This window comes from Cohnella faecalis (assembly GCF_003570905.1).
In the GTDB taxonomy this organism is placed as follows: domain Bacteria; phylum Bacillota; class Bacilli; order Paenibacillales; family Paenibacillaceae; genus Cohnella; species Cohnella faecalis.
Map to the genome: position 1 here is coordinate 49,931 of NZ_QXJM01000014.1, position 24,200 is coordinate 74,130.

Genomic DNA, 24,200 nt, shown 5'->3' on the forward strand with positions numbered 1-24,200 from the left:
AAGAGCAGAGGTGGGATTTTCGTGAACGATGTCTATACGGTTCTGGTCGTGGACGACGACCCGAGTATCGTCGAGCTGCTTCGAGATTTTCTTGAGAACGATCGGTTTGAAGTCAAAACCGCTAATGACGCCGCGGAAGCGCTAATCGTCTTTCAGCGGTATCCGATTCATTGCATCGTCTTGGATATAATGATGCCGGGCCAGAACGGATTCGAATTATGCAGGCGAATTCGTTCGGAGAGCAACGTTCCGATTCTTTTCCTGAGCGCCCGCGGGGACGACGTCGACAAAATCAGAGGATTGACCCTCGGCGGCGACGATTATATCGTAAAGACGGCATCGCCGGGAGAAGTCGTGGCACGGGTGAAGGCCGTATTGCGGCGAACGGGGTCTCGCGAGGAAATAAACCGGCAGGTGCTGGACTTTGGCCGCCTCAAGCTGGATTTGACGATCCGGGAAGTTTATGTGGAAGGAAAACCGGTATCTCTAACGCCAAGGGAGTACGAGCTGCTGCGATTGTTCGCGGAACATCCCAAATACGTTTTCGCCTATGATCAACTGCTGACGAAATTCTGGGACGGCATCGGCGATAAGCATACGATTCGCGTCCATCTCAGCAGGCTGCGCGAAAAAATCGAAGCCAACCCGAACCGCCCTGCCTATTTGATTAACGTATGGGGCGTCGGTTATCGCTTCGAAGGAGTCAAACGATGAAGAAGCTTCGCATCCGTACGTTTTCGTTACTTTCCTTGCTGCTGATTCTTCTGCTGCCTTGGATCTTTTTGCTGACGTCGCGCCTGATCGGGGCAGGAACTCTCAACTTTGAGGACGGAAAGCCGAATGCTTATCAGATGATCGCGGGGATGACGGGGCTCATGCTCGCTTTCTTTATCGTAGGCTTCGAAATGCGGAGGTTTCTGCTCAACCCCCTCGAAAAACTGGGTTTAGCCGCCCGTCGAATCTCCGCGGGCGATCGGGATATTCGATTGCCCAAATCCGGCATCGCGGAAATCGCGGAAGTCAGCGATGCGTTCAATCTCATGGTGGACGGTCTCCGTGAAGCCAACTTGAAGCAACGGGCATCGGAAGAAGAACGTCGATTCGTGATCGCGGCTATCGCCCATGATTTACGGACGCCGCTATTCTCTCTGCGGGGTTATTTGGACGGCCTGGAGCAAGGAATCGCGCAATCTCCTGAAAAAATGGCCAAATACGTGGCAGTATGCAAGGAAAAGTCGGCACAACTGGACCGGTTGGTTGAGGACCTGTTCACGATCGCGAAACTGGATTACGCGGAAAATGAACTTAACGACCGAAGCTTCGATTTCAAACTCGTCCTCAGCGAAGCGATAGAGACTTTGCGCCCTACTGCCCGGCAAAAGCAAGTTTCCATTATCGCGAACCTTCCAACGCAAGATTGCTTCGTCAACGGGGACTCGCACTTATTGGAACGAGCGATAGAGAATCTGCTCGATAATGCGGTCAGACATGCGCCTAACCAGGGTAAGATTCTCGTACAATGTAGGCAGGACGGCCCGGTTGTAACATTCGCCGTTCAGGATTCGGGTCCAGGCTTTAATGACGAGGAGCTGCAACGCGCCTTCGACCCCTTATATCGCGGCGAGCAATCTCGGAATCGCTCTACCGGAGGAGCCGGGTTGGGCTTAACGATCTCGCAGCGAATCATTCGTCGGCACGGAGGCGAGCTGACGATCGCCAATCATCCGGACGGCGGGGCTCTGCTGTCGGGGAGACTGCCCATGACGTTGAGCTCCGCGACGACATCGAACGACAGCTACGGATAGGAAACGTTATCGCCGCGACCATACATCCTTAACCGCTATTCGCGAAAATCCAGCTTGACCAGCGAGCGGATTCTTGGCCGGACCTTCCACGACATTCGATTAATGTCATTAAATAAGGCGTCGGATGGAATTGAGGCAGTAGCTTTAGCGCTCAAGCTTTATATATCCGCCGAATGTACGGTACCACGTACCACTGATGCGCACTCAGTCACACTTTTCGCCGAATGTACGGTACCACGTACCACTGGTGCGCTCTCAGTCACACTTTTCTCCTAATGTATGGTACCTCATCCCACTGATGCGCTCTCAGTCACACTTTTCGCCGAATGTACGGTACCACGTACCACTGATGCGCACTCAGTCACACTTTTCGCCTAATGTACGGTACCTCATCCCACTGATGCGCACTCAGCCACACTTTTTGCCGAATGTACGGTACCACGTACCACTGATGCGCACTCAGTCACACTTTTCGCCTAATGTACGGTACCTCATCCCACTGATGCGCACTCAGTCACACTTTTCGCCTAATGTATGGTACCTCATCCCACTGATGCGCACTCAGTCACACTTTTCGCCTAATGTACGGTACCTCATCCCACTGATGCGCACTCAGTCACATTTTTTGCCTGATGTATGGTACCTCATCCCACTGATGCGCGAACGACCGCACTGAAAGAAACAGGGGCTATCCCTACGGTCTTTGCAAACCGTTTGGGACAGCCCCAAGTCTCTTGCTGTTACTTCTTATTTTCGATCAGGCCGTAGTGAACGCCAAGTGGATCGACTATATAAGCAAGCGCGAAGTCGCCGAAATCCATTTTCTCTTGTACGACCGTAGCTCCATGCTCGACTGCCTTGGCGATCGATTCATCGATGGAGTCGACTTGAATCTGCAGTCGCACACCTACCGGAAAATGGGACGGTCCCTGCGCGATACCTCCGTCGATGCCCGGCTCAGCAGCCGATCCCGTCTTCGCCGGGTAATAGCCCCAGTTGGGCTGACCCAGCTCCCACCCAAACACATCTGCGTAAAATTTCGATTGTTTCTCGGCATCCTGACTGCTGATTTCGAATGCAATAACACGGCTCATCTTAATACCCTCCAATGGAAATTAATCCTATGTATCCTCGAGAAAGCCAAATTCTCGCCCCTCGGGATCGAAGAAACTGAAGCTTTTTCGTTTCGTGCTAGAAAGAAGCGGAGTTACGCGCACGCCCTTCTCCAGAAAATAAGCATAGTCCGCCGCAGCATTGCTAGTGCGGAAATCGCAGAACCGATGATGGATCTCCCCTGCCGGAGACTCGAACAGCGTGAAGGGAACACCGCGGAGACAGCACATCCTGGCTTCTGGAGAAGAGGTCGTAGCGACCGTAAAATCATACTCAATCTCCGTACCGAATAGGTTAAGGTACCAATCGAGAGTGGATTCGAAGCGTGCGGAGCCCAAGAACAAGCCGTCCGTCCGGAAGTAATTGTTCGCGTGAGGCGACCAAGCCGGATCGCTAATAACGCCGACCGGATTGCCATCAGGATCCCAAAAGCAAAAGTCGACGTAATTGTGCCAGTTGACCGGCTCCGTCGCTTTGACCGCGCGCTTTGCCAATTCGCCGTGAGCCCTTCGCGCATCATTGCATTTGAAATGAAATGGACTGCTCTCATACACGTTCCGAATGGCCGATTCGACAAGTACAATTGAACTGCCCTCGGATAGTCTTATGCCGCAATAGGAGCCGTAGTCCGATTCTGTCATCCCGAAGCAGCTAGCATACCACTCCGCCGAGCGCCTAGCGTCCGCGACCGTTACGTAGATGCCATGCAGCGCGGAAATGTTCAGAGCGACTGTCATTGTTCTCACTTCTCCCCGAATGCTTGCCTTGAATTAAGACCGGCACCATTAACGTATAGTTCCTCTCGTCCCGGAAGGCGATCTTTCGAAGCGGCTCGCCGACGGTTTCGAATTGAAACCGCGCGATTGTGGACAGGATCGGCTTACAAGATGCGGGCAAGTCCCAACTGCACGACATCGTAGCGAACAAGGTGGGAGGCACTATTTCCAGCCGACCATCTTTTGGAGCCTGGTTTTCATTCTCCAAAACGAATCCGATCTCCGGTTGAAGCGTCCCCGCTTCTTCGCCAGCTTCGGCGAACCGAACGTATCCGGCGCGTTCCGCGATCATCGAGGGGCTGAATTTCTCCTTGCACATTCTCCATACTTCCCGGGGCAGCGACGCCCCCCAGCCGATTTCCTTCACGGAAAACCATGCCACCGTCCGACTGCAATCCCAATGCACCAGATGCATCCGTTTCGTTCGCGAATCGAAGCCCTGCAGGAACTGGTTAGCTATTTTCACCGAAAGCAGCTTTATCTCAGCCAAACTTCTCCATTCGGCAAGCAGCTCGTCCCTTCGTCCCGGCGTCGCGGTAAGAAACTCTCGTATGCCCGACATGCTCACATCGGCTTGCCTAAGGCTGTGGATCAGCAGCGCGGTTTCGACTTGCGACTCCGAGTACTTCCGGTAACCATTCGCGGAGCGCAAGCAAGGAACGATCAGCCCGACTTCTTCATAGTACCTTAATATTTTGGGGCGAAGACCTGTACGCTCGCTGAATTGGCCGATCGTCATCACGCCAATCGTGTCTCCTTATACATGAATAGGACGTCCTGTGCCTAGTATAAAGGTTCCAGTAACCGGAAGGTCAAGCAATTTTTTGTTAAATAAAAAAAGAACGCTCCCGTACCTCCGCTTGGGCTGCATCCTCCCTCTATTGCTGCTTCCCATTTATTGCCCGACCAGCAGCCAATTCAACACGACGGCCGCAGGCAACAGAATGTATAAAGACTTGGTCAAAAGACCGTTCTTTCGAATCGGTATGGACGAGAGCATTAGCAGCCCGCAAGCGGCGAGGAAAAAAGCGAGCAGCGGCGTTTTTCCCGGAAAATCGACCGACAGCAGCAGCGGGCTCACTACCAGCAACCAACTCGCTGCGATCGTGGTCGGCACTCCGGTGTAATACGAATGGCGTCCATCCTCCTCCAAACCGCTCACATTAAAATAGGCGAGCCGCCACAGTCCTGCGGCCAGGAATAATACGAGAGCCGCAATTCCGAGCGGAGATGTCACGCCCAGCGCATAACCGCAAAACGCCGGGAGTACGCAAAAGCTGATGGCATCGGCCAGACTATCGAGCTCTTTGCCGAATTCGGATGTTTGCTTGAGTTTTCGCGCGACGATTCCATCTGCGTAGTCACCCAATATGGCCGCTCCATATAGCGTGAAGGCTCCGACAAACCGCTCTTGAGCGAACATCACCATCGACAGAAGGCCACAGACGGATACGGCCGTCGTAATGGCATTGGCCAGGCCGAAATATCGCAGCGGCGGAAACCATTTTTCGATCATTGTTTCTCCTCCTCTTGAGGTATCCCAAGCGCCGGGATGACGGCAAGCGCCATACAAGCCGCCAGTATGCAGACGATGACGGCCAGAATAACGAGCCGAACGTATTCGATATGCAGCCGCGAACTAGCCGACGCAAGCGCAAGCGCCGAACTGAATCCAACCAAAGAAGCTATATTTTTCAGGTTATTGTAGCTCGTCAGAACGATACCTGCGCCTTCGCCGACAGCACGCCGGGAGGCGTATTCGCGGGCAAGCAGCTGGAAGATGCCGAAGGCCCCTCCTACAAGGCAGGCCAGCGCCAGAATGAAAGCGAAGCCCGTCAACCACCGTCCATAAAGCAGCACCGCTGACGCAAGCAGGCAGGCGACAACAGCGGCATGGGTCCTTGCCGGCAAGGCAGTCGACGATACGACCGCTTTTGCATGGCTCTTGCGCACCATCTGCGCCGACTTCACCCGGAAACAGCCGAGCACGACCGCCACAGCGACAAGATTGCCGATGCCGAGCAGCAGTCCGCCTTTCCACGTGGCCCCCGTCATCCCGTAGTAGTCATGAAGAATGTAAATCAGATGCGAAGAAAAGATGAACACCGCAACGTACACCGCAAGCGCGTAGAGCAGAAAGGCAAAATCGCGGGTCCGCAGCCGGTTTGCGCCGCTAGCCGCCCTTGCTGGTCTATCTGCAGTATCCATGGCCAGAACCGTCTGTCCCTGCTTTGCCGCCGATGCGGAGCTCAGCATTAAGGCAACAAGCATCGCTGAGCCGCCTGCCGCCAGAAGCACTTGCAACCAAACCATATCGACCGTAAAAGTAAAGTAAAACGGCGCCGCCGTCAAGGCGATGAGCTGCACGACCGTTACCCTGCTTGCATGCGCCTTGAACTCGATACCGGATAACTCTTCCACGTAACGATGATCCAGCATGTTGAAGAGAAGTTCAAGCAACCCGGATACCAAAGCTACCGCGATAAAATAAATCGGCCAGTCATGTGTCAGAAACATGGAGATCACCCCCGCTCCTACCAGCGCCGATAGGCCGATACCTATCGCAGCGCGTCCGTCAACCGGTCCGCCGTAAAAATAACGACTCAGATGCCTCGATGCAGCGATCCCGCCGATCGAGCTTATCGATGCGAGCAAGAGACAGAGCGGAAGCAGCTCCGAGCGATGCAGCGGAACATAAGCCATAATGAACAGCTGCGGGAGCACGGTTTGAATGCCGGTCGACAGAAAGGTCCGATAAAAATAAATGAAGGTCTTCACGGGAGCAGCCCCCACAGGAGAGCGAAGAGCGGCGCGCCAAACAGGATGTTGTCGTACCTGTCGAGAATGCCTCCGTGACCGGGGAGCAGGTTGCCGAAATCCTTAATGCCAAGCTTGCGCTTAAGCGCGGAAAACAGCAGATCGCCGAAGTTGCCGAACACAAGAATAAAGCAGACAATCAGGAGCTGTTTGCCAACCGATGTGCCCGATAGAGTATGAATCCACCCGTTCAGCAGCAGGATACCGGCCAATACGCCGAGCGCGCCTCCAATATAGCCTTCAAGGGTCTTGTTCGGGCTGATGCGGGGAAACAGCTTCGTTCGCCCGAAACGTTTGCCGGCAAGAAGACCAAATGCATCGTTTAGCTGCAATAGCAGCAGGAAGGTCACGACGGGAGCAATCCCGTTTTCAGCCATAAGGGACAAGCAGCCGGCGCCCAGCGCAATTACGCCAACGGCAAACAGCGCTCCGAACGTTGGGCTTCGCACCTGGTGGGCGGGCCCCCAGAAAGCATATACGGCTAGCGCGAGCCCTATCGGCAGCACATAGACCGCAAATCGCTCCGCTTCGAGAAAAAGCACGGCGGAAGTTAAGACGGCAACGACGATTAAGACATTTGCATATCGCCCCGGCCTGACAGATCGATAATGATACACCAGCTCCAGCAATCCTGCCGCGAGGACGAGGGCAGCGTAAATCCGGAAAGCCGGATAGCCGATCCAGAGGGCCAGGCAGGTCAGGTTCTGCAGCGCGATCAGCGTCAACCCGCGCACTACAACCTCTCGCTTCGCCCGATCCACGCCGTGAGCGTAAAGAACAAGATCAGCGAGAGCGTAACGATATAGAAAGTCAGCAGCAAATCAGTCGCCCCCGTTCATGTCTGAAACGGCCGAGGACGGAAATCGAACGCATGCGCGGGAACCGGAAGACCGAAACTGCGGAGCTGTTGGGCTCTTGTGACGACAGCCGCTCCCTCCAGCAGATTGCAGGCGATTTGGACAACCGTTCGGTTCCGGGGCTGCTCGAGGAAGGAGCCGGCCGTCCACGCATTAAACGAACCCATTGCGGGTCCGCACCAAATCTGGTAATCCAGCTTGCGTTCCGGCGTGCCGTCTATCGCCCATCGGCTGGCTTTGCCCAGGTACCAGCGAAAAATGAGCGCCATTTTGTGCTTTGGATCGCGCAAGGCCCGTTCGATCTGTCCGGGTTCTCTTTTCTCAAAGAAGCGGACGGTGTCCTCCCAAATCCGGTCGAGCGGAGCCTGAAAGACCTCTTTCTCCAACTTGAGACGCACGCTCTCCGGTATGTCCTCGATCCGGTTATGGCTGCGGTACAGCTCCAGCAGGTGGAAGCCGCGGGCGCTGAACAGCGTACCGCGTTTAAGCACCTGCACTTTGACGCCTTGTTCGAACATGTCGGCGGCGGGTGCCATGACGACGTCGGCGAGTCCCGCGATAGCCAGCATGGCGCGCCCCTCATCGGATAGACCCGACTCGATTGCCGATTGATTGACGGAGCCGGTCATCACATACGCCGCCCCAAGCGCAAAAGCCGCGGCCACGGCAGCAGGCGTTCCGAGTCCGCCCGATGCTCCCACCCGGATTGGCGACGCATACCGGTATTCCCGCTGCAGATCGTCGCGCAAGCGCATAATCGCCGGGAACAGAGCCGTCAGCGGACGGTTGTCGGTATGTCCGCCGGAGTCCGATTCGACCGTAACGTCTTCGGCAAGCGGAACGTATGCGGCAAGCCGCGCTTCCTCTTCGGTGAGTAGTCCGCGGCTTACGAGCTCCGCAAGTATTTTTCGCGGCGCCGGAGACATGAACGGTCCCGCTACTTCGGGCCGCGAAATTTTCGCGAAGAGGTGGTTCCGGCGGCGGATCGTGCCCGAGTCATCGAGAGTCAGACCGCTGCACGCATAGCGGACGATGCTTGGGGTCAAGCCCATAAACGCGGAAGCCGACACCCGGCGTACGCCTCGTCGAAGGTACAGATCGACGATCCGCTCCTCCATGGCCGGCTCGTTCGGCGTATGGATCAAATTGATGCCCCACGGCAGTCCCAACGGATCAAGCTCGGCCTGGATATCGTCCAGATTCATCTCGACGCGCTCCAGCGGCAGGCCCGCAGCGCCGAAAAATCCGAGCATACCGGCCTTGGCCATCGCAATGACCATACGCGCGGTCGCAATACCGTTCGCCATCTCGCCGGCGATATACGCGAAGCGTACGCCGTGCGCCTGCCTGAACGAGACGTCTCCCAACCATTCGGGATAGAGCGCCGGCAGCATCGCCGCAAGCGGATAGCCTGCCGCGTCCGAGCCGATTGCCGGAGCCGCGGAGCCCCCCAGACCGAGGCCAAAGGCGCCATTCTCGCCGTAACGGACAATATAGGCAGGCTCGCGCACGCGCGCGGCAAGGACCGTCATTTCGTCCGGCCGAAAGGCTGGCGCTTCGTCGCCGGGCGTCCATCTAAACATTGTCTGCATGCATGGATTTCCTCCGTTTCGTGACTTGGACCTTCGGTCCGGCGGGACCGTACAGCCAGCTCGCAATCTCTGCGAGCCATCGGCTTGCGGGCTCGTCCGGCAGTCGCAGCCTCCCCTTCGACAAGCCTTGCAGCAACGTTTTCCCTTCCTCGCTGCATATATTCAAGCGCGCAAGCGCCGCGAGCATCACCGCTTGCTCGTATGGCATGCCGCCTTCTTCCGTCAGGGCGCGAATCTTCTCCTCCAAGCCGGGATTGCCGATTGTTCCGGACTCAACCCGCACGGGCAGGCGCCCCCGTTCCATTCAGCGCATCCAGAATTATCAGTTTGCGTGCCGGCAAAGGGAGCGCTCTAAGCTCGTCCGGAAAGATCGGCCGGCCAATCAGGTAGTCCTGCTTGCCGTATCCGACCGGGAACTCAAGCCGAGTCGCCGCCGCTTCCTCGGGCAAGCCGCCCATAAACCGAACGGGCACGATCGGGATATTGGCATGAATCGCCAAATCCGGCCAGACGGCGCTTAGGACAGAAACGTCCTGCCCCTCGGTTAGCGCGCGCGTCCCCTCGACATGTACGAGAATGGATTCCTTCCCCTCTGTCATCCGATCGGCAAGCTCTTTTACGGTTTGCAGCATCGATCCCTGGTTCTCGCGATCGACGTAAATGATCGGGGACGGAAACCGTGCATCGGGGTATGCTCCCATATGGGAGAGAAGCTGACCGATCCATGACTCGCGATGCTCTTTTTTGGCGATAGCTGCCACAGGCCTTTCGGTAAGCCCTTCTGCCAAACAAGCGAACAGGAGCGATTCCACGGCTGTCTGATGGTTCGCGAGATAGAGAACCGGACCGCGGCTCGCTTTTTCGAACTGGACGGGGTCCTGCACGACAAATCGGCCGACGAAGCTGCCGATCATAGCGCGATAAAGGTCCTCTCCCAGCCAGCTCTCGCTTCCGAGTCTTCGCCGCCAATATGCCATAGCTTGTTCGATGTCGTTTTCGGGCGTTTTCGAGGCGACGCGGAATTCCCCTTGCAGATCCTCCGCCGCAATCGGAAACCGAACGTACGGATAGACAGAGCTGGAAGCCGAGCGAAAGCTCTCGTCGGGGATTACCGTAGACGGATGGACCTCTGCGATACGCGCGACATGATCTTTGATCGCCGCCAGCCGCGTCAAATCCCGGTAGCTCGCCGCGTGATCGACGCCGTATACGGCCGCCACAGTGCCCGCGAACCAGTCGGATCCGCGAACCTCGGTTTCCGTCAGCTTCGTAAGCTCCCCCTCATGACGAGACAAGCCCATTCCCTCTATATAAACGCCCTCCTGCAAAAAGGCTTTCCGATCCCGTCCATCGCCACGGCTAATCTGTCCCTTGGGCATCAGCACCTCGACAAGCCGAAGCTCGGCCCACAGCTTTTCTTGCTCATAGAGACGGATCCGGAACGCCGGGTAACGTTCTTCTCCTCCTCGAAGCCGTCGAAGCGAACCTCGCAGCGAACCTCGCCCGACGCCGGCGTCTTGCCGTAGAAACGGCAAGACGTCAAACGGTGCGGGTATCCTACCGTATCTTTGGCGACCGCATCCGACCACAAGGTCAGTTCGTCATGCGGAATGGCATGGGTGGCCCCGTCCAGCAGGAGCGGATTCAGGCAGCCCGTCGGAATGGCCGTACCGCCAGCGCCTCCGTCAGCCGCGAGAATCGAAGACGCCCCGTTCGTCCCAAGCGTCCATTCCTTCGCGATCCAAAAAGCAGGTCCGTGAAACAGCCGTCCGGATCGGTAAGGATCGTCGCCGGCAGCGAGTTCGTGAGCGGTTGAAGCGCTGCTTCGGCTATAGCCGGGTAGCGGAGTGCCAGAGCGAATCGGCCGGCGGCCACTTCCTCGAACCGCGACAGCCGGGGGTCTGCCGCATCCCGCCAAGCAAGAAGAACGGCCTCATACCATGCGGTGCCGTCGTCATCGACCTGATTGCCGCCCGGCGCACTTCGGTGCGCAGCCGGCGGGGACGATCGCAAATCAGCCAGCGCTTAAACTGTACGTCCGCCACGCCGACGATCCGAAGATTCGGCTCTTGCTTTTGCACGGCGGCTGCCATGAACTCCAGCATAAATGTCGACGGCATGGCCGGCGCCGTGTAGGTCGGACAATGATCGCGAATCCACGGCTGTTGATTGGGATCGAACAGCGACTCGGCGATTGCGGGCTCCGCCTCGTTCGTGAGCGTCGACAGCTTCGCGCCGCTTCCGTCGTCCTCTACTAGCCGCATCCCCATGCGCGGCACGTAATAAATTTGCAGCCCATCCGCCCATAGCGACGCTTCGGCTATGGCATAAACACCATGATCGTCGCGGCCCGTCTCCAGAATATCGAGGTCAACAACGATTTTGTCGTTCCGCGGCGTGACCTGGCCTCTGTATTTCCACACGATCTCCATCCCCGTACGAGCGGCTCAAAGCGCGCCCGTGTCATACCCGCGTCCATCTCTTCTTGCAGCATATGAAACTGTAGAAGCTGGAGCATCGCCTCGATGCCCAGCGATCCCGGCTGCACGGGTCCTGATAGAAGTGGGCTTTGAAAAACCAATCGCCCGTATCGACCCGTTTTTCGGCTCTCGACCGGCCTTTGCCATGCTTGCCTCCCCGGCTCCAATGTCCGGTCACGCGGTCGATCATCCTGAGCTTGCCATTAGCCAATTTCGCCGCGGAAGCGGGTCGGCCGGCGATCAGGGTGTCCGCGCTTCGCAAATCCGCATCGAAATCGGAAGGCTCCCGCAGCCGCTCCAGTTCGGCGGCATCCGCGCCGAGGCCGACCTGATTGGACAGGTCCGCAAGCGTGAAGTGGCCAAATACCGTCGACATCGTGAAGATCGGCGTTTCAGGCGCGTCTTTGACGAAACATTCGACATGGAACGATTCGATATAGGTATGGCCCATTCGCGACAGACTTGTCAGGATCACGCGGGTTCTCAACGTTCCCGCATGCGGGAAAATCTCGCGGTGCAGCGTCGCCTTGCCGTCCAGGTTGCGGAAATAGGCATCCTGCTCCGGCGATTCCGGAATGCCGAGATAAGACGTCAGCCAGCCGCACGGCTGCAGCGCCGCTTCCAGCAGAACGCAGAACGGCATCGTCCGGCTTCCGTTCTCCGCAAAATACCAGGCATCCGGCGGGATGTCGTATTCCGCTTCGATGACCGTTCCGGTCTTCGGTACGCCGAGTTGTCCTCCCGCCTCCGTAACCCGCGTCATAAAATGATACGGCGGACCGGGCAGACGAGGAACGTGTTTCCCCCCGTCGTAGGCGGCGTAACGGCTGCCGAATGCGTGCGACGGTTTGCCGAAGGCGCAAGCCAGCAACGAGTAATAATCGAACGTCACGCCTTCCGCCGAAGCCGCCCGGGGATCTCCGGACGCACCCGCCGCCAGATGCCGCAAATCCGTATGCAGCGGAAAATCGGCAACCAGGCGGACGGCGAGTCGGCTGCAATGGAACGCTTTGAGCCCGTCCACCGTCAGCAGCACGTCCGCCACCACCGTCGGCTCCGCTCCGTCGATGACCTCCTGAACGAACACCTCGTAGCGGAGCTTCCGGGATGCCGGCGTCACCTGGCCGCGGCAAATCATTCGGTACGGCATATCCGGCACCGGCTCGAAGCGCCAGCCGTCCTTGCGCAGCGTGTACCCAAGTCCCGCCAGGTAGAAGGACATCGCCTGAACGCAGCCTTCCAGCATAAGCGTTCCGGGCATGGCAGGATCATTCTTGAAGTGTCCGGCAAAAAACCACTCATTCCCGCTCAGATTCGTCTCCGCGCGGAGATAGCCGCGTCCCAGCGGTCCGCCATCCGGCGCGAACGCCGTCACTTCGTCCAGCAGCAGCATACGCCCGTTCTGAATCGAGGGCGAGCACGTATGGGTTTGAGCGAAAGCGTAGCCTTCGCCAAAGCAGCCGTACAGGTCTCCGTCCGCGAAAGCGCGGACTTCTTCCGGAACAAAGCTCGTCTTGGTCGAGCGGACGTGCGGCGGGTCAAGCCGGGCTTCCGGGCCGACCTCCGCCGCTGCCGGATCCCAAATGACCCCGCCGGATTCTCTCAGCTCCTCGTCGGTGAAAAAACCAGCTTGCCCGTGCCGCATGGTCATCCGCCGTCGGCCTTGATCATCCCTGCAATCGTACTGGAAGAAAAAGAGGCGAATATCCCCGTGCTTCGCATGGGAATCAACGCGAATATCATAGCGCAGCGTTTCCCCTGGCGCGGGCAGCGAGCCGTGAAACGTCAGCTCGCAGCCGAGCAGCCGGTAGACCCGCTCGCCCCGGTTCAGCCGGTCGATGCCAAGCCACGAAATGAGCAGAAGATCGGCCTGCCCGGATTCAATCATGATTCCGAACGGCATGCGTCCCTTGTGCAAATACCAAGAATCGGGCCGAACGTCGGTTTCGGTCTGAATCGAGCCAAGCCCCATGGACAGCGGCTCGCCGTACAGCTGGACGACCCGATCCGCCAGCAGCAGCGGCGGCTCCGGCATGCGAACCTGCCGCGCGAAGCCGTCCTGCTCTGCGAAAGCAGGCCCGAATACGGCCGAGATGTTCCCGGAAGCCAGCACTTCAAGCTCCTCGCGGGTAAACCGGACGGCCGGCGGCGCCAAGGACGGCAACTCTGGGGAAAGAGCCGTACGCGTCACGTCAACCAAAGCCGATACAGGGACAGGAGCCGCGTCCGGCAAGAGGACTGCAGCACGCAACGACGAATCGGCTGGCGACAGGACGAACCCCCTGTCCGTCTGCCGTTCCGGTACAACCGGTTCCGGCGGGGCGAACGTCGCAACCGTTTCGCGTGCGGCTTCTCCCGTTGCATGCGGAGCCTGAAGCAAAAGCGCCCTATTGCGTGCCAGCATTTGCATCAGTTGTCGCTGCACAACGCTTTGCAGCTCCATGTAATGGCGATGTGCGGCAGCGATCCGGGCATATTGACCAACAAGCGCGACGGCGGAGGCCGACTCCCCGACATTGGTGCTCGGGGGGCTGGCGGCAGGGGCGCCGTTTCTTCGGTTTTGTTCAATGGCTTGACCTCTTCCTGTCGATTCGGACGAACGGCGTCCGGTTTTCTTGTTTGCAGACGCGGCAGAACGACCGGAGGCAGATGTGCCGGAAACGTCATCCCTCTGCCCCGTACGTCTTGCGATATGCCGGAGGCAAGTTCAGAGAGACGCTCCTGAAGACGACCGGTATCCAAATTCGTTCCGGAGGCGAATAAACGGGCGGCCGACGACGCAGCCTGCTCTAGCGGGTTGACCCCAGGCTGATCCAACGCGACGCACAGGTGCTCGCGGCCGGCTAGAATCTGTCCGATCCAACCTGAGCAAAGGCTGCGTGGTCCATGCTCGACGAAAACCCGTACCCCATCCTCCCACGCCTGCAAAATCGTGCGCGGGAAATCGACTGTGCCGCTCGCCATTTCAAGAAGCGCGTCGGCCGCGCGGTCGATGTCCGGCGAGTAATGCTTCGCCGAGACGCCGGAGTAAAAGCGAACGCCGGGTACGGGCGCCGTCGGTCGGCGGTGAATGTCCTTCCACAGCTCCGAAATGCCCGTAAGTTCCGGACTATGCACGACCATGTCGTAACCGAGCGGGTAGGACAGCGCCGGCTTGAGCTTGTTCAGTACGCGACTGCACGCAGCGGGGTCGCCTCCGATTACGCAGTCCTTCGGCGCATGAATCATCGTAAGATGGACGCGCTCTTCCGATGACAATGCTTCGCGCACCGCGCTTGGCGACGCCAAGACGCGCCAGTTTGTCCACTGTGGATTAGGCTCTCCCCAGGCGTCTTGCAGGACGCGATACGTCCCGGCGAGCTCCCGGGTATAGATACCGTGACTCTTTAAATCGCGGAACAATCCGTCGAGTTCGCGCCAAGCTCCCATCGCCGCCAGCGCGTTCGTCTCGCCCGACGACAGCCCGATGACAGCCTGCGGCCGCAGCCCCAGCCAACGCTGCGTAAACGCCGCATGGATCTGGGTCAGATACGACGCTCCGCCGAGCCTGGATAGCGGATCGGGCTCGCGATTCGGATACTCTTCATACGCCCAACCAGCGGCTTCCGCGGCCGTGCGGAAGCGATCGTGAATATCGTCGCCCAGCTCGGGAATCGCCGCTAGCAGCTCGCCGCCCATGCCCGCGTATGCAGAAGCCGCACCGGAAAAGACGAAAGCAAGCTCCCCCCCGGCCGGTTTGTCGCCATAATAGATTCCAGGCGCTTCCCTGAACGTCGAATCCGGGTCTCCGATAAGCCGTTCCAGCTCCGCAGCTGCCGCTGCGAGCCGATCCGAGAGCTCTTTCGCTCCGCTGGCGACAATGGCCAGACGGACAGCGCCCGTGCGCGATTCCTTACCTTCGCGAAGCGACTGCAGCAACTCGCGGCGGTTAAGAGCCGAATATGTATGCAGCTGATGCAAGCGGGAACCGTGCTGTACGAATGAAGCGGCGCCGCCTGCTCTTTCCTTGAGCAGCACCGTGCCGGAGACTTCGCCGAGAGCGCGAACGACGACACGGGCTGAGCGCGCTTTTTCTCCGCGCAGCCACGGCCGCATATTCCGTCCGGCGCCGAATGGCAGCAAGCCATAGTGAAGAGCCAGCGCACCGGCGGCGACATGCAGCAGACCGGAGGCCGCATGCGGGTGACCAAAGCTCGATGCCAGACGAACGGCATCTTTCTCTCCCCAGCCAAGCAGCAAATCGGGGTCAGCCGCAGCTTCCGCATGTCCGGGCAACACAGCATACACGGTGTTCCCGTCCCGCAGGGCATCCTCAAGCCGCTTAAGCGCCAGCATGACGGAGGCGTCGCCCGGAATCTGACTCCCGCTCTCCAGCATGGCCTGCGCCGCCGCTTCGTGCACGGTCTCGCAGCTCAAATCGACCGCTCCTGCCAATGCGGCGTCCAATTCGCCGTTGCGCAATGCTCGGGACGCGAGCTCCAACGCCGTAATGCCCGACAGTTCTTCGCTGGAGACGGTAAAGCCCGGACCTGCAAGCTTCAGATGCTTGTTCAGACGGTTCGCCGGCACATTCGGCAGCAGGCCGACGACCGTCGATGATTCCAACGGCCCGTAGAATGCATTCTGCAACGAGGAGGCGAACAGCGCATCCGGATTATCGGCGTCGAACAAGTCCTCATGCTTGAGCGCCCATTCGCCAACCCTCACCCGCGCAATATGGCGGGCGATCTCGGCATCGCATTGCATGCCGACGTAGACGCCGGTACGCTCGCCGGACAGCCCGCCCGCTTCTGCCGCGGCCGCTGCCGCAGTCTGCAACAGCGTCACTTGCTGGGGCAGCGCCTGTTTGAGATCGACGGGCGGTACAGTGATTTCCTTTAAAGAGAGCTCGATTTCCCGGGAGCGGGCCGCTGCCGGTTCCGCTTTTCCGTTGCGGGCGCCCAATAACGCCGCAGCCCATTCGCCGGCCGTCGAGCAGTTGCCGGCGCTTACGCCAATGCCGACGATGGCAAGGTCTGCGTCTTTGCGTATCGCGGCTTGGTTTAGGGGGTTGCGAATGGATTTCGCGATTCCGACAGGCTCATATCGCTCCACGATTAGGTGCGCGTTGTTGCCGCCGAAGCCGAAGCTGCTGAGCGCGGCCCGGCGCGGAGCCCCCTCCGCCCACTTCTCCCCGGGAGCCGGCAGCCGGAACGGCGTTCCTTCCAGAAGCCTAATCGGTCCCCCGATTTGCCGGGTGGAAGGATATACGCCTTCGTCCATCGCACGAATGACTTTCATCAGACCGGCCATTCCGGCCGCGGTCACAGGGTGACCGATATTGCCCTTGATGGAGCCGATCGGAATGCCGCTTCGTCCGGAAAAGACGTCGCTCATGCTCTGAATCTCCACGGCGTCCCCAAGCGACGTACCCGTGGCGTGGCATTCGATTAGCGAAATATCCGACGGCGCGAGGCCCGACATGTCGTAGGCCTGCCGCATGGCGCGAATCTGCCCTTCTTTGGCGGGCGCCAGCAAACCGCCATGTCCCCCATCGTTGGAAAGTCCAATGCCGCGAATGACGCCGAGAATGCGATCGCCGGTCCTCTCGGCGTCGGCAAGCCGTTTTAGCGCTATGAAGCCGCAGCCTTCGGACGGCACAAGGCCGTCAGCTTCCGAATGGAACGGTCGGCTGCGCCCCGTCGGACTGATCGCTTTGAGCGCGCGAAAGCCTGTATGCAGAAACAGCGGATCCGTTGCATTCACGGCGCCGGCAAGCATCAGATCCGCTTTGCCGTCGTGCAGACGGTCGCAAGCCAATTTGATCGCATATAGCGATGAAGCGCAGGCAGCATCCAGACAAAACGCCCCGCCTCCCAAGCCGAGTGCCTCCGCCAGAAAATGAGCCGGGTATCCCGACATGAAACGGTTGACCGCATGCGACGGTTCGCCGATCTCTTGCTCGATCAGCGCATCCGGAATACGCCCTTCCTGCCCCATCAGCCAGACGTGCTCCGCATAGCGCGACAGGGATACCGTCGGCAGAGACAAATTGCCGATCACGGCGCCGGTTCGGGCAAGCGCGGCAGTACCGGCGGCTGCTCCGCCGAGCGCGTCCGAGGCCGCATGGAGCAGCCAGTGCACCATACGGTCCATCCGGAGAACCTGTTCGGGATCAATCTTCAGTCCCATTCGGTCAAACGCGGGCCTGAAGCCTCTGATGTACCCGCCGCGGATAGACCACTCGTTTCCGTCCGGGTCCCGGCGAGACGACTCGCGGGATAGACGCCATTCGCCTTCTTCGGGCTCCGTGAGCGTCTCTCGCGACTCGGCGACGATCCGCCATAACTCCTCCGGACTCGTCGCGCCGGGGAATACGCACCCCTGACCGACAATCGCGATCGGCTCAAACCTCATGCTTTAATCTTCCTTTCCATGGTTGGCGACAATATGCATTTCAACGTCCCGCAACTCGGCAACGATTTCCCCGGCCTCGTTCAGCCATGTCAACTGCGACACCGTCTTGTAGCGTCCTCGACGCTCGCTGCGAATCCGGCAGACGACAGGACGATCCTCCGGCAGGCTTCCGTATGCGCCATACGATCCGATCGTTGTCGGAAGAGTCGGCTCGCCGAAGGTGCGGAGCCCCCACAGTCTCGCGAGCTGCAAGCCTCCGTCGATCATGGCCGGGTCGATGCCGCCTTCGCGAAGCGACCAAGCCGTCGAGTCGTCATGCCAGAATATCGCCTCCGCGCCTTCGTCAACTAAACCTGTCAGCTCCCGGATTACCCGGAAGCCTGGGCCGTGAAACAGACGGTTGCGGTCATAAATGTCGCTTAGACTCCAGCCCCAATCCGCGCCGCCGGAAGTTGATTCCGCCGCGCGGCACGTCGGGGCAACTTCGGCCTTGATGCCCATTTCGACGTCCGCCGTATAGTGCAATTGGCCGTCCGCTCCCCGCAGCTCGAAGCTCAGCGTGGCTTGCGCCAAACCGTCGCTGCGGTCTCTGCACGTTAAGATCAGTCGTTTCTCCGTGCTGCCGTTTTCGCCGGCAACGATGCCCTTCTTAACTGACAGGTTCTGACATTGCAGCACGGCAAGGTGTGGATAAGCGGCCGATGCGGCGCGCACGAACCAGTCCAACGCGATTACGGCGGGAACAACAGCCTTGCCGCCAATTCGGTGGTCGTCAAGCCACGGCGGAAGCGGCTGCTTCGGGAGAAACAGCTCCGCGCTCCATTCCTTTTCCACGGCGCCTTCGATCAAGGTTTGCCTGTCGGCGGAGCCTCCCCCTATGACGACCTCGACCGGTCCGTTCGCGTTAGACGTCTCGGCCACAAAAGCCGCGGTCCCTTCCTTCAGCGGAATCAGATTAACGCCGCGCTGCTCGAAATGCTTCTTTAGAAGCGGACTGACCATGCCCCCGTCCCACGGCCCCCAGTTGATCGACTTGACGGTGCAGCCGGGTCCGCGCCGCTTGGCTTCCGCCTGGGCGCACTTGTTCAGCACCTCGTTGGCCATGGCGTAATCCGCCTGCCCGGCGTTGCCGCTTCGCGCGGATACCGAAGAGAACAGGCAGATCAGCGCGAGCGGATCCTCCTCCGTGACGGCAAGCAGCGCCCTCAGGCCGCCTACTTTCGTATCGAACACATAATCGAACTGCTCCACGGACTTGTCCGCGATCGCTTTGTCGGCAAGCACGCCTGCGCCATGTACGATGCCGGTAATAGGTCCCCACGCGGCGCGGATCGGACGGAGCGCTTCCCGCAGCGCCGACGTATCCTGCACATCTGCCGGCACATAGACAACCTCGGAGCCGAGCTCCCGCAACGACTGAAGATTTGCGGCAATCTCCCGATTCATCAAGATGCGCTGCACGCGTCTTCCGAGCTCGGGCAGAGCCACAGCGGCTCCTTCCGCTTTGACCTGTTCAAGCAGAGCCCGCTTAAGCCCCGCATCGTCTTCGATGCCCCTGCAGACAATCGGCTCCTCTTCCAGCGGCGTCCGGCCGAGCAGAATGAGACGCAGCCTTTCCGCGCGGGCGAGTTCCGTAACGGCCGAGGCCGTTACGCCCCGAGCGCCGCCGGATACAAGCAGGACGGCAGGGCCGCCTGTGCGCGCGCCGACCTCGGCTTTTAAAGGAGCAAGCTCCAGCGCCGGCGTCATGCGTCCGCCGTCGATCTGCAAGCCGACCTCGTATTCGGGCCCGCCGGCGATCAATTCCCGGAAAATACGTTCCGCGGCATCCTCCGCCGACAGCCCTGTCCGGTCGAGGTCGATTGCCTTAACGGATGCCTTCGGCACTCGCGAGCCGCCGTCTTGACAAGTCCCGTCAGCCCGGCTGTCCACACATTTCGTTCGGGCAGCGAACCCGATAGACCGAACGAGCCACCGGTATCCTGTACGGTGACAAAGACGCCTCCCTTCTTCGCGCATTTTTCGGCGATCGTCTTTGCAGCCTCGAAGGCGCGTCGGTTGACCGAGATTGCCTCCTCATCCGTCTCCATCGTCTTAAGAGCATCCAGCCAGACGACCGCATCGGCTTCCGGGGAAATGCGGGGGACTACCTGTGCATGGGCGCCTGCTTCGCGCATGCGGCGAACGAGCGCTTCTGCTATTCCGTTTCCGTCATCCATGATTTCAACGGCCGCTCCATCCCACAGACCGGGCATCGCCAAGCCGGCGGCTGGCGATGAGGCGGCTTTCACCGCATATCGGACGATGGAGGGCTGATTGCCGTCATGGAAAACTACTTTTTTTCCGCAGACTCCCCGCCCTTGCCGAGCGCACGATTCATATAATCCACGATTTCGCCCAACGTATTGAGCGCCGCGAGCTCGCCCGGCTGCACGTCCGGCAGTTCCGGCAACCGATCCTGCACGGCGGATAAAATCTCGACGCGTTTGATAGAGTCTATCCCAAGTCCTGCCTCAAGCTCCGTATCGAAATCCAGCATTTCCACCGGATAACCCGTTTTCTCCGCTACCACTTCGAGCATGACCGATCGCACATCGCCGGCTCCGGCATCCGAAGCCGCTCCGGCAATGTTCGGAGCCGCGGATGGCGATACCGGCTGTTCAGCCGCAAGCGGCTGTGCAGTCACGGCTGCAACGGGCTGCACGAATGCCGCAGCCGCAACAGGCGGAGCTGCGGGAACAACCGGCGCAGCCGGCACGAATGCGGCAGGCGCGGGATTCGGCGCTGCATAGACCGGTGGCGCAGCCAACGCCGGAGCTGGGGCCATAAAGATCGGCGCAGGCGGAAGAACGGGTGCGGCAGGCAGGCGCTCCACCACGGACGCGGGCACAGGCGTATGCGGTGTAGCCGTCAAGGGAGCCGCCAGCTGCGGCGTATAGAGGGCAGGAGCCGCCGGAAGGGCAGCTCCGGCGCCGAATCCCCCGGCAGCAAGCGCGTTCAAACCGGCGAGCGATACTTCCGCGGTACGCAAGAATGCAATATGGCTGTTTGCCATTGCGCTCTGATAAGCGGCATGCGCTTCGACCGTTTGGCGCTGCAGCTCGGCGATGGCGCTGAGCAGGACGGATTGGTTAGTAGCCTGATAGTAGTTGGACATGGGTTCCTCCTGATATTCGTAATAAAGGGGCATAGAAGTAGATGAAGCGAAAAAAGGCTGCTCCGCAGGATCGGCTCCGGCGGCAAAGACGGCGTTCGCCGCAAAATCAGCCCCCCCGGCCGCGATTCCCGGTTCCGGCCATGCTGCTTCGGGCTGTGCTCCGTCTGGCTTGGTGACCGAAGGAGTCGTCTTCCCCTGCGTCTCGAAAGCCGGCGCCGCGAAATCGGGCACGCTCGCCGCGTTCGGTTGCGGCAGCGCTGCCGCGCCGCCTTCGGGCGGATAGGGCCGACCGACGTTGACGCCGCTGATCGAGATCGTAAAGCCCGGCTTTTTCCGGCTGCGCGGGTCGTCTTCGGGCTTGTAATCCGCCCAGAAGCGCTTTAAATCGAGCTCGACTCCCGCAACCGCAAGGCGGCCCAATGCATGCCACAGAGAATGGGCGCCATGCTGCCCCTTCCGATCGGTCGGCACGACCAGAACGTCTCTGCCCTCCAGGCACTGTTCTACGAGTCCGGACAGCACCGCGCCCGGACCGACCTCGATGAAGGTACGAACGCCGCGCGCATAGAGCTCCTCCACCGTCTCTGCGAACAGGACCGGCTGCGCGATTTGCTCCGCAAGTCTATTACGCACGCCATCCGGCGAAGAAGGAAACGGCTGGCCATCCGCGTTCGACAGCACCGTTAAACCGCCTTCCCCTACGGGACATTCCGTCAGATAGGCGCGGAAAGCCGGAACGGAGGCCGCAACCAGCGGCGAGTGAAACGCCGTCGATACCGGCAGCCGACTATAGCGAATGCCTGCGGCAGACAACTTTTCCTCCAGTCCGCGTATCTCTTCCGTCTCGCCGGAGACGACCGACTGGCTGGGACTGTTGTGATTCGCCGCCGTCACGCGCAGGCCGCTTTCGGCTATCAAGCCGCGTATTCGCTCCAACGGTGCGAATACCGCGCTCATGGCACCGCTGCCGGATGCGGCCTCCGATGCGGCTGCCATCAGCTCGCCGCGCTTTCTCGCCGCTCGCAGCATGTCCGCTTCGGCCAACATGCCCGCCGCGCACAGTGCGCTTAGCTCGCCGAAGCTGTGGCCGGCAAACAGATCCGACCGTACGCCCGCCGTACGCAGCACTCGTAAGAGAGACAGGCTCATGGCTCCAATCGTCGGCTGCGCCCATTCGGTCGCCTGAAGGCGGCTTCGCTGTCCATCCCGCTCTTCCTTTGTGAAGACCGGCCGCGGGAATACCGCCTCTTGCATCGTACATCTGTCGTTCGTCTGGAGGTCAGCCGCGCAGTCCCAAACGGCCCGGGCTTCGTCGAACGCCAGAGCCAGCTCGGCCCCCATTCCTACATACTGGCTTCCTTGTCCGGGAAACAACATCGCTACCTTGCCGGGATTCGCGCCGTATGCATAATACATTCCGCTGCCATCATCGATTCCTCGCTCCGGATGGCTGCGCAGCTCCGCTATCGCCTTCTCCAGCTTTAAACGCAGTTCACCCAGGTTTGCAACCACGAAAGCCAGCTTGGCAGGCAGCTTCGGATCGAAGTCCGTTTGCGTCTTACGAGCCTGATATGCGAGCAGTCCCTCATCGTCTGTCAGGCCGGCCAGCAGCTCCTCGCACTGCGCCAGCACCGGCGCCGGGGCGTTCGCGCTGAACAGAAGCAGCTCGGACGGCATCGTCCGCAGCTTCCATGCCTTCTTGCCCGGTCCGACGTATTCCTCCAGAGTGACGTGGAAATTGCTTCCTCCAAACCCGAATGCGCTAACCGACGCCCGTCTCGGATGCGAAGAGCCGCGGATCCAAGGCCGTGCGGCCGTATTGAGATAAAACGGGCTATTCGCTATATCGAGGCTCGGGTTGGGCCGCACGACTTTGATCGTGGGCGGCAATGCTTTGTGACGCAGCGCCATAATGGCCTTGAACATCCCCGCAGCGCCCGCCGTGCCCTTGGTATGGCCGATTTGCGATTTGACGGAGCCGAGCGCGCACCACATCTTATCCTCTCTCGCTTCATTATCGAACACGGAAGCAAGCCCGGCGAATTCCGCCGCGTCTCCCGCTTTCGTGCCCGTTCCGTGCGCCTCCATGAGCTCCACGGTAGCGGGCGAATAACCCGCCATCTCATAGGCTCTCCTCAGCGCCTTGGCTTGTCCGGTCGAGACTGGCGCGTATACGCTCTTCGACTTCCCGTCGGAAGAGGTGCCGAATCCCTTTAACACGGCGTAAATCCGGTCACCGTCGCGTTCGGCGTCCTCCAGACGCCTCAGCGCGAACATGCATAGCCCTTCGCCGAGCATCGTGCCGTCCGCCTGATCCGAGAACGGACGGCAGTCGCCCGTAGGAGAGAGAGCCGGCGTCTGGCTAAAACACATAAACATGAAGATATCGTTCAGCGTATCGACGCCGCCTGCAATGACGAGGTCGGACTTTCCGGCCAGCAGCTCCATCGCGCCCATCGAGATCGAGGTGAGCGAGCTGGCACAAGCCGCGTCCACAATGCAGTTCGTACCGCCGAGATTAAAGTGGTTGGCGATCCGTCCCGCCACGACGTTGCCGAGCAAGCCGGGGAAGGAGCTTTCCTTCCAGGGCACGTACTGAGAGGCGATGCGGTCGCAAATCTCCTGCACCTGGTCTTCCGGCAGCCCGCTCTCCCGCAGCGCCTTCACCCAGACCGGCCGCTGGATCCGGCTGCCAAGCTCAACGGTAAGCTCCGAAGCCGACGCCGTGCCGAGAATGACGCTGATCCGGTCCTTGTCGACGGAGCTGAAGGGCCCTTGCGCCGCGTCCTCAAGCACATTTTTGGCGACCATCAGTCCGAGCAGCTGGCTTGTATCTGTCGCCGGAATGTTGCTTGGGGGCATCGAGAATTCCTTCGGATCAAAGGGGACTGGCGAGAGGAAGGAGCCTCGCTTCGCATAGGTTTTGTCGGGCGTCATGGGAGTCGGATCGTAATAATCCGGAATGAGCCAATGGGTCTCGGGAATATCGGTCATCAGATCTTTGCCGGCCATGATGTCGTTCCAGAAGCCGCCGTTGTCGGTCGAGCCCGGAAACAACGCGCTGACGCCTACGACCGCAATCGCGCCGTTGCTTGTCTTGTCGTTCACTTACGTTCCTCCTTGTTTACATCCAATGAAGCCGTTAAGTCTTTGCCGGTCAACAGTTTGAGCTTCTCGGTGAAAGGGGCCGTCTCTTCCGCGCGAAGA

General features: G+C 59.7%; 17 protein-coding genes and 1 pseudogene. 2 read left to right on the plus strand and 16 right to left on the minus strand.

Translation table 11 applies throughout. From position 1 onward, the window contains the following. Positions 1-21: 21 nt before the first annotated feature. Together D3H35_RS01610 and D3H35_RS01615 are read left to right on the plus strand one after the other, a co-directional pair. Entirely contained in the window at positions 22-714 is a 693-nt protein-coding gene (locus tag D3H35_RS01610; protein ID WP_119147475.1) for a response regulator transcription factor, read from the plus strand. Beyond that, the gene (locus D3H35_RS01615) at positions 711-1,805 is read left to right on the plus strand and encodes a sensor histidine kinase (RefSeq protein ID WP_119147476.1); all 1,095 of its coding nucleotides are present in this window, start codon (positions 711-713) and stop codon (positions 1,803-1,805) included. Before D3H35_RS01610 ends, D3H35_RS01615 begins: the two co-directional genes overlap by 4 nt. A 740-nt stretch (positions 1,806-2,545) precedes the next feature. Here D3H35_RS01615 and D3H35_RS01620 read toward each other — a convergent pair. The 16 genes and pseudogenes from D3H35_RS01620 to D3H35_RS01695 all read right to left on the minus strand — a co-directional run bounded on the left by D3H35_RS01620 (position 2,546) and on the right by D3H35_RS01695 (position 24,101). Then, positions 2,546-2,899, minus strand: coding sequence for a VOC family protein (locus D3H35_RS01620; protein WP_119147477.1), 354 nt, complete (start codon positions 2,897-2,899; stop codon positions 2,546-2,548). Between the two features lie 27 nt (positions 2,900-2,926). Then, positions 2,927-3,655 carry a VOC family protein gene (locus D3H35_RS01625; RefSeq protein ID WP_119147478.1) on the minus strand — a complete coding sequence of 243 codons (729 nt, stop codon included), beginning with the start codon at positions 3,653-3,655 and terminating at the stop codon, positions 2,927-2,929. Further along, entirely contained in the window at positions 3,594-4,433 is an 840-nt protein-coding gene (locus D3H35_RS01630) for a MerR family transcriptional regulator (protein ID WP_119147479.1), read from the minus strand. The genes D3H35_RS01625 and D3H35_RS01630 overlap by 62 nt, the downstream gene beginning before the upstream one ends. A 156-nt stretch (positions 4,434-4,589) precedes the next feature. Continuing rightward, the gene (locus tag D3H35_RS01635; protein WP_119147480.1) at positions 4,590-5,210 is read right to left on the minus strand and encodes a CDP-alcohol phosphatidyltransferase family protein; all 621 of its coding nucleotides are present in this window, start codon (positions 5,208-5,210) and stop codon (positions 4,590-4,592) included. Beyond that, a complete protein-coding gene (locus D3H35_RS01640; RefSeq protein WP_119147481.1) occupies positions 5,207-6,472 on the minus strand; it encodes a hypothetical protein in 1,266 nt (421 codons plus the stop codon). The genes D3H35_RS01635 and D3H35_RS01640 overlap by 4 nt, the downstream gene beginning before the upstream one ends. Beyond that, positions 6,469-7,245 carry a phosphatidate cytidylyltransferase gene (locus D3H35_RS01645; RefSeq protein WP_158593894.1) on the minus strand — a complete coding sequence of 259 codons (777 nt, stop codon included), beginning with the start codon at positions 7,243-7,245 and terminating at the stop codon, positions 6,469-6,471. The genes D3H35_RS01640 and D3H35_RS01645 overlap by 4 nt, the downstream gene beginning before the upstream one ends. Before the next feature lie 101 nt (positions 7,246-7,346). Next, positions 7,347-8,960, minus strand: coding sequence for a PfaD family polyunsaturated fatty acid/polyketide biosynthesis protein (locus D3H35_RS01650; RefSeq protein WP_119147483.1), 1,614 nt, complete (start codon positions 8,958-8,960; stop codon positions 7,347-7,349). Beyond that, on the minus strand, positions 8,944-9,243 hold the full coding sequence (locus tag D3H35_RS01655) for a hypothetical protein (RefSeq protein ID WP_119147484.1): 300 nt from the start codon (positions 9,241-9,243) through the stop codon (positions 8,944-8,946). The genes D3H35_RS01650 and D3H35_RS01655 overlap by 17 nt, the downstream gene beginning before the upstream one ends. Continuing rightward, complete coding sequence (locus D3H35_RS01660) at positions 9,233-10,339, minus strand: lysophospholipid acyltransferase family protein (RefSeq protein WP_147355706.1); 1,107 nt, start codon at positions 10,337-10,339, stop codon at positions 9,233-9,235. The genes D3H35_RS01655 and D3H35_RS01660 overlap by 11 nt, the downstream gene beginning before the upstream one ends. Next, complete coding sequence (locus D3H35_RS30225) at positions 10,339-10,878, minus strand: hotdog family protein (RefSeq protein ID WP_147355707.1); 540 nt, start codon at positions 10,876-10,878, stop codon at positions 10,339-10,341. The genes D3H35_RS01660 and D3H35_RS30225 overlap by 1 nt, the downstream gene beginning before the upstream one ends. After that, a complete protein-coding gene (locus D3H35_RS01670; protein ID WP_158593895.1) occupies positions 10,790-11,383 on the minus strand; it encodes a polyketide synthase dehydratase domain-containing protein in 594 nt (197 codons plus the stop codon). The genes D3H35_RS30225 and D3H35_RS01670 overlap by 89 nt, the downstream gene beginning before the upstream one ends. After that, positions 11,281-13,883 (minus strand): annotated as a pseudogene (locus D3H35_RS01680) (hypothetical protein). Before D3H35_RS01680 ends, D3H35_RS01670 begins: the two are co-directional and overlap by 103 nt. Further along, positions 13,850-17,836 (minus strand): beta-ketoacyl synthase N-terminal-like domain-containing protein, encoded by a 3,987-nt coding sequence (locus D3H35_RS01685; protein WP_119147489.1) that lies wholly within the window; start codon positions 17,834-17,836, stop codon positions 13,850-13,852. The pseudogene D3H35_RS01680 and the gene D3H35_RS01685 overlap by 34 nt, the downstream one beginning before the upstream one ends. 3 nt (positions 17,837-17,839) lie before the next feature. After that, the gene (locus D3H35_RS01690; protein WP_158593898.1) at positions 17,840-19,723 is read right to left on the minus strand and encodes an SDR family oxidoreductase; all 1,884 of its coding nucleotides are present in this window, start codon (positions 19,721-19,723) and stop codon (positions 17,840-17,842) included. Continuing rightward, on the minus strand, positions 19,636-20,091 hold the full coding sequence (locus tag D3H35_RS30550; protein WP_158593899.1) for a hypothetical protein: 456 nt from the start codon (positions 20,089-20,091) through the stop codon (positions 19,636-19,638). The genes D3H35_RS01690 and D3H35_RS30550 overlap by 88 nt, the downstream gene beginning before the upstream one ends. Before the next feature lie 77 nt (positions 20,092-20,168). Then, positions 20,169-24,101 carry a type I polyketide synthase gene (locus tag D3H35_RS01695; protein WP_119147491.1) on the minus strand — a complete coding sequence of 1,311 codons (3,933 nt, stop codon included), beginning with the start codon at positions 24,099-24,101 and terminating at the stop codon, positions 20,169-20,171. Between the last annotated feature and the right edge of the window lie 99 nt (positions 24,102-24,200).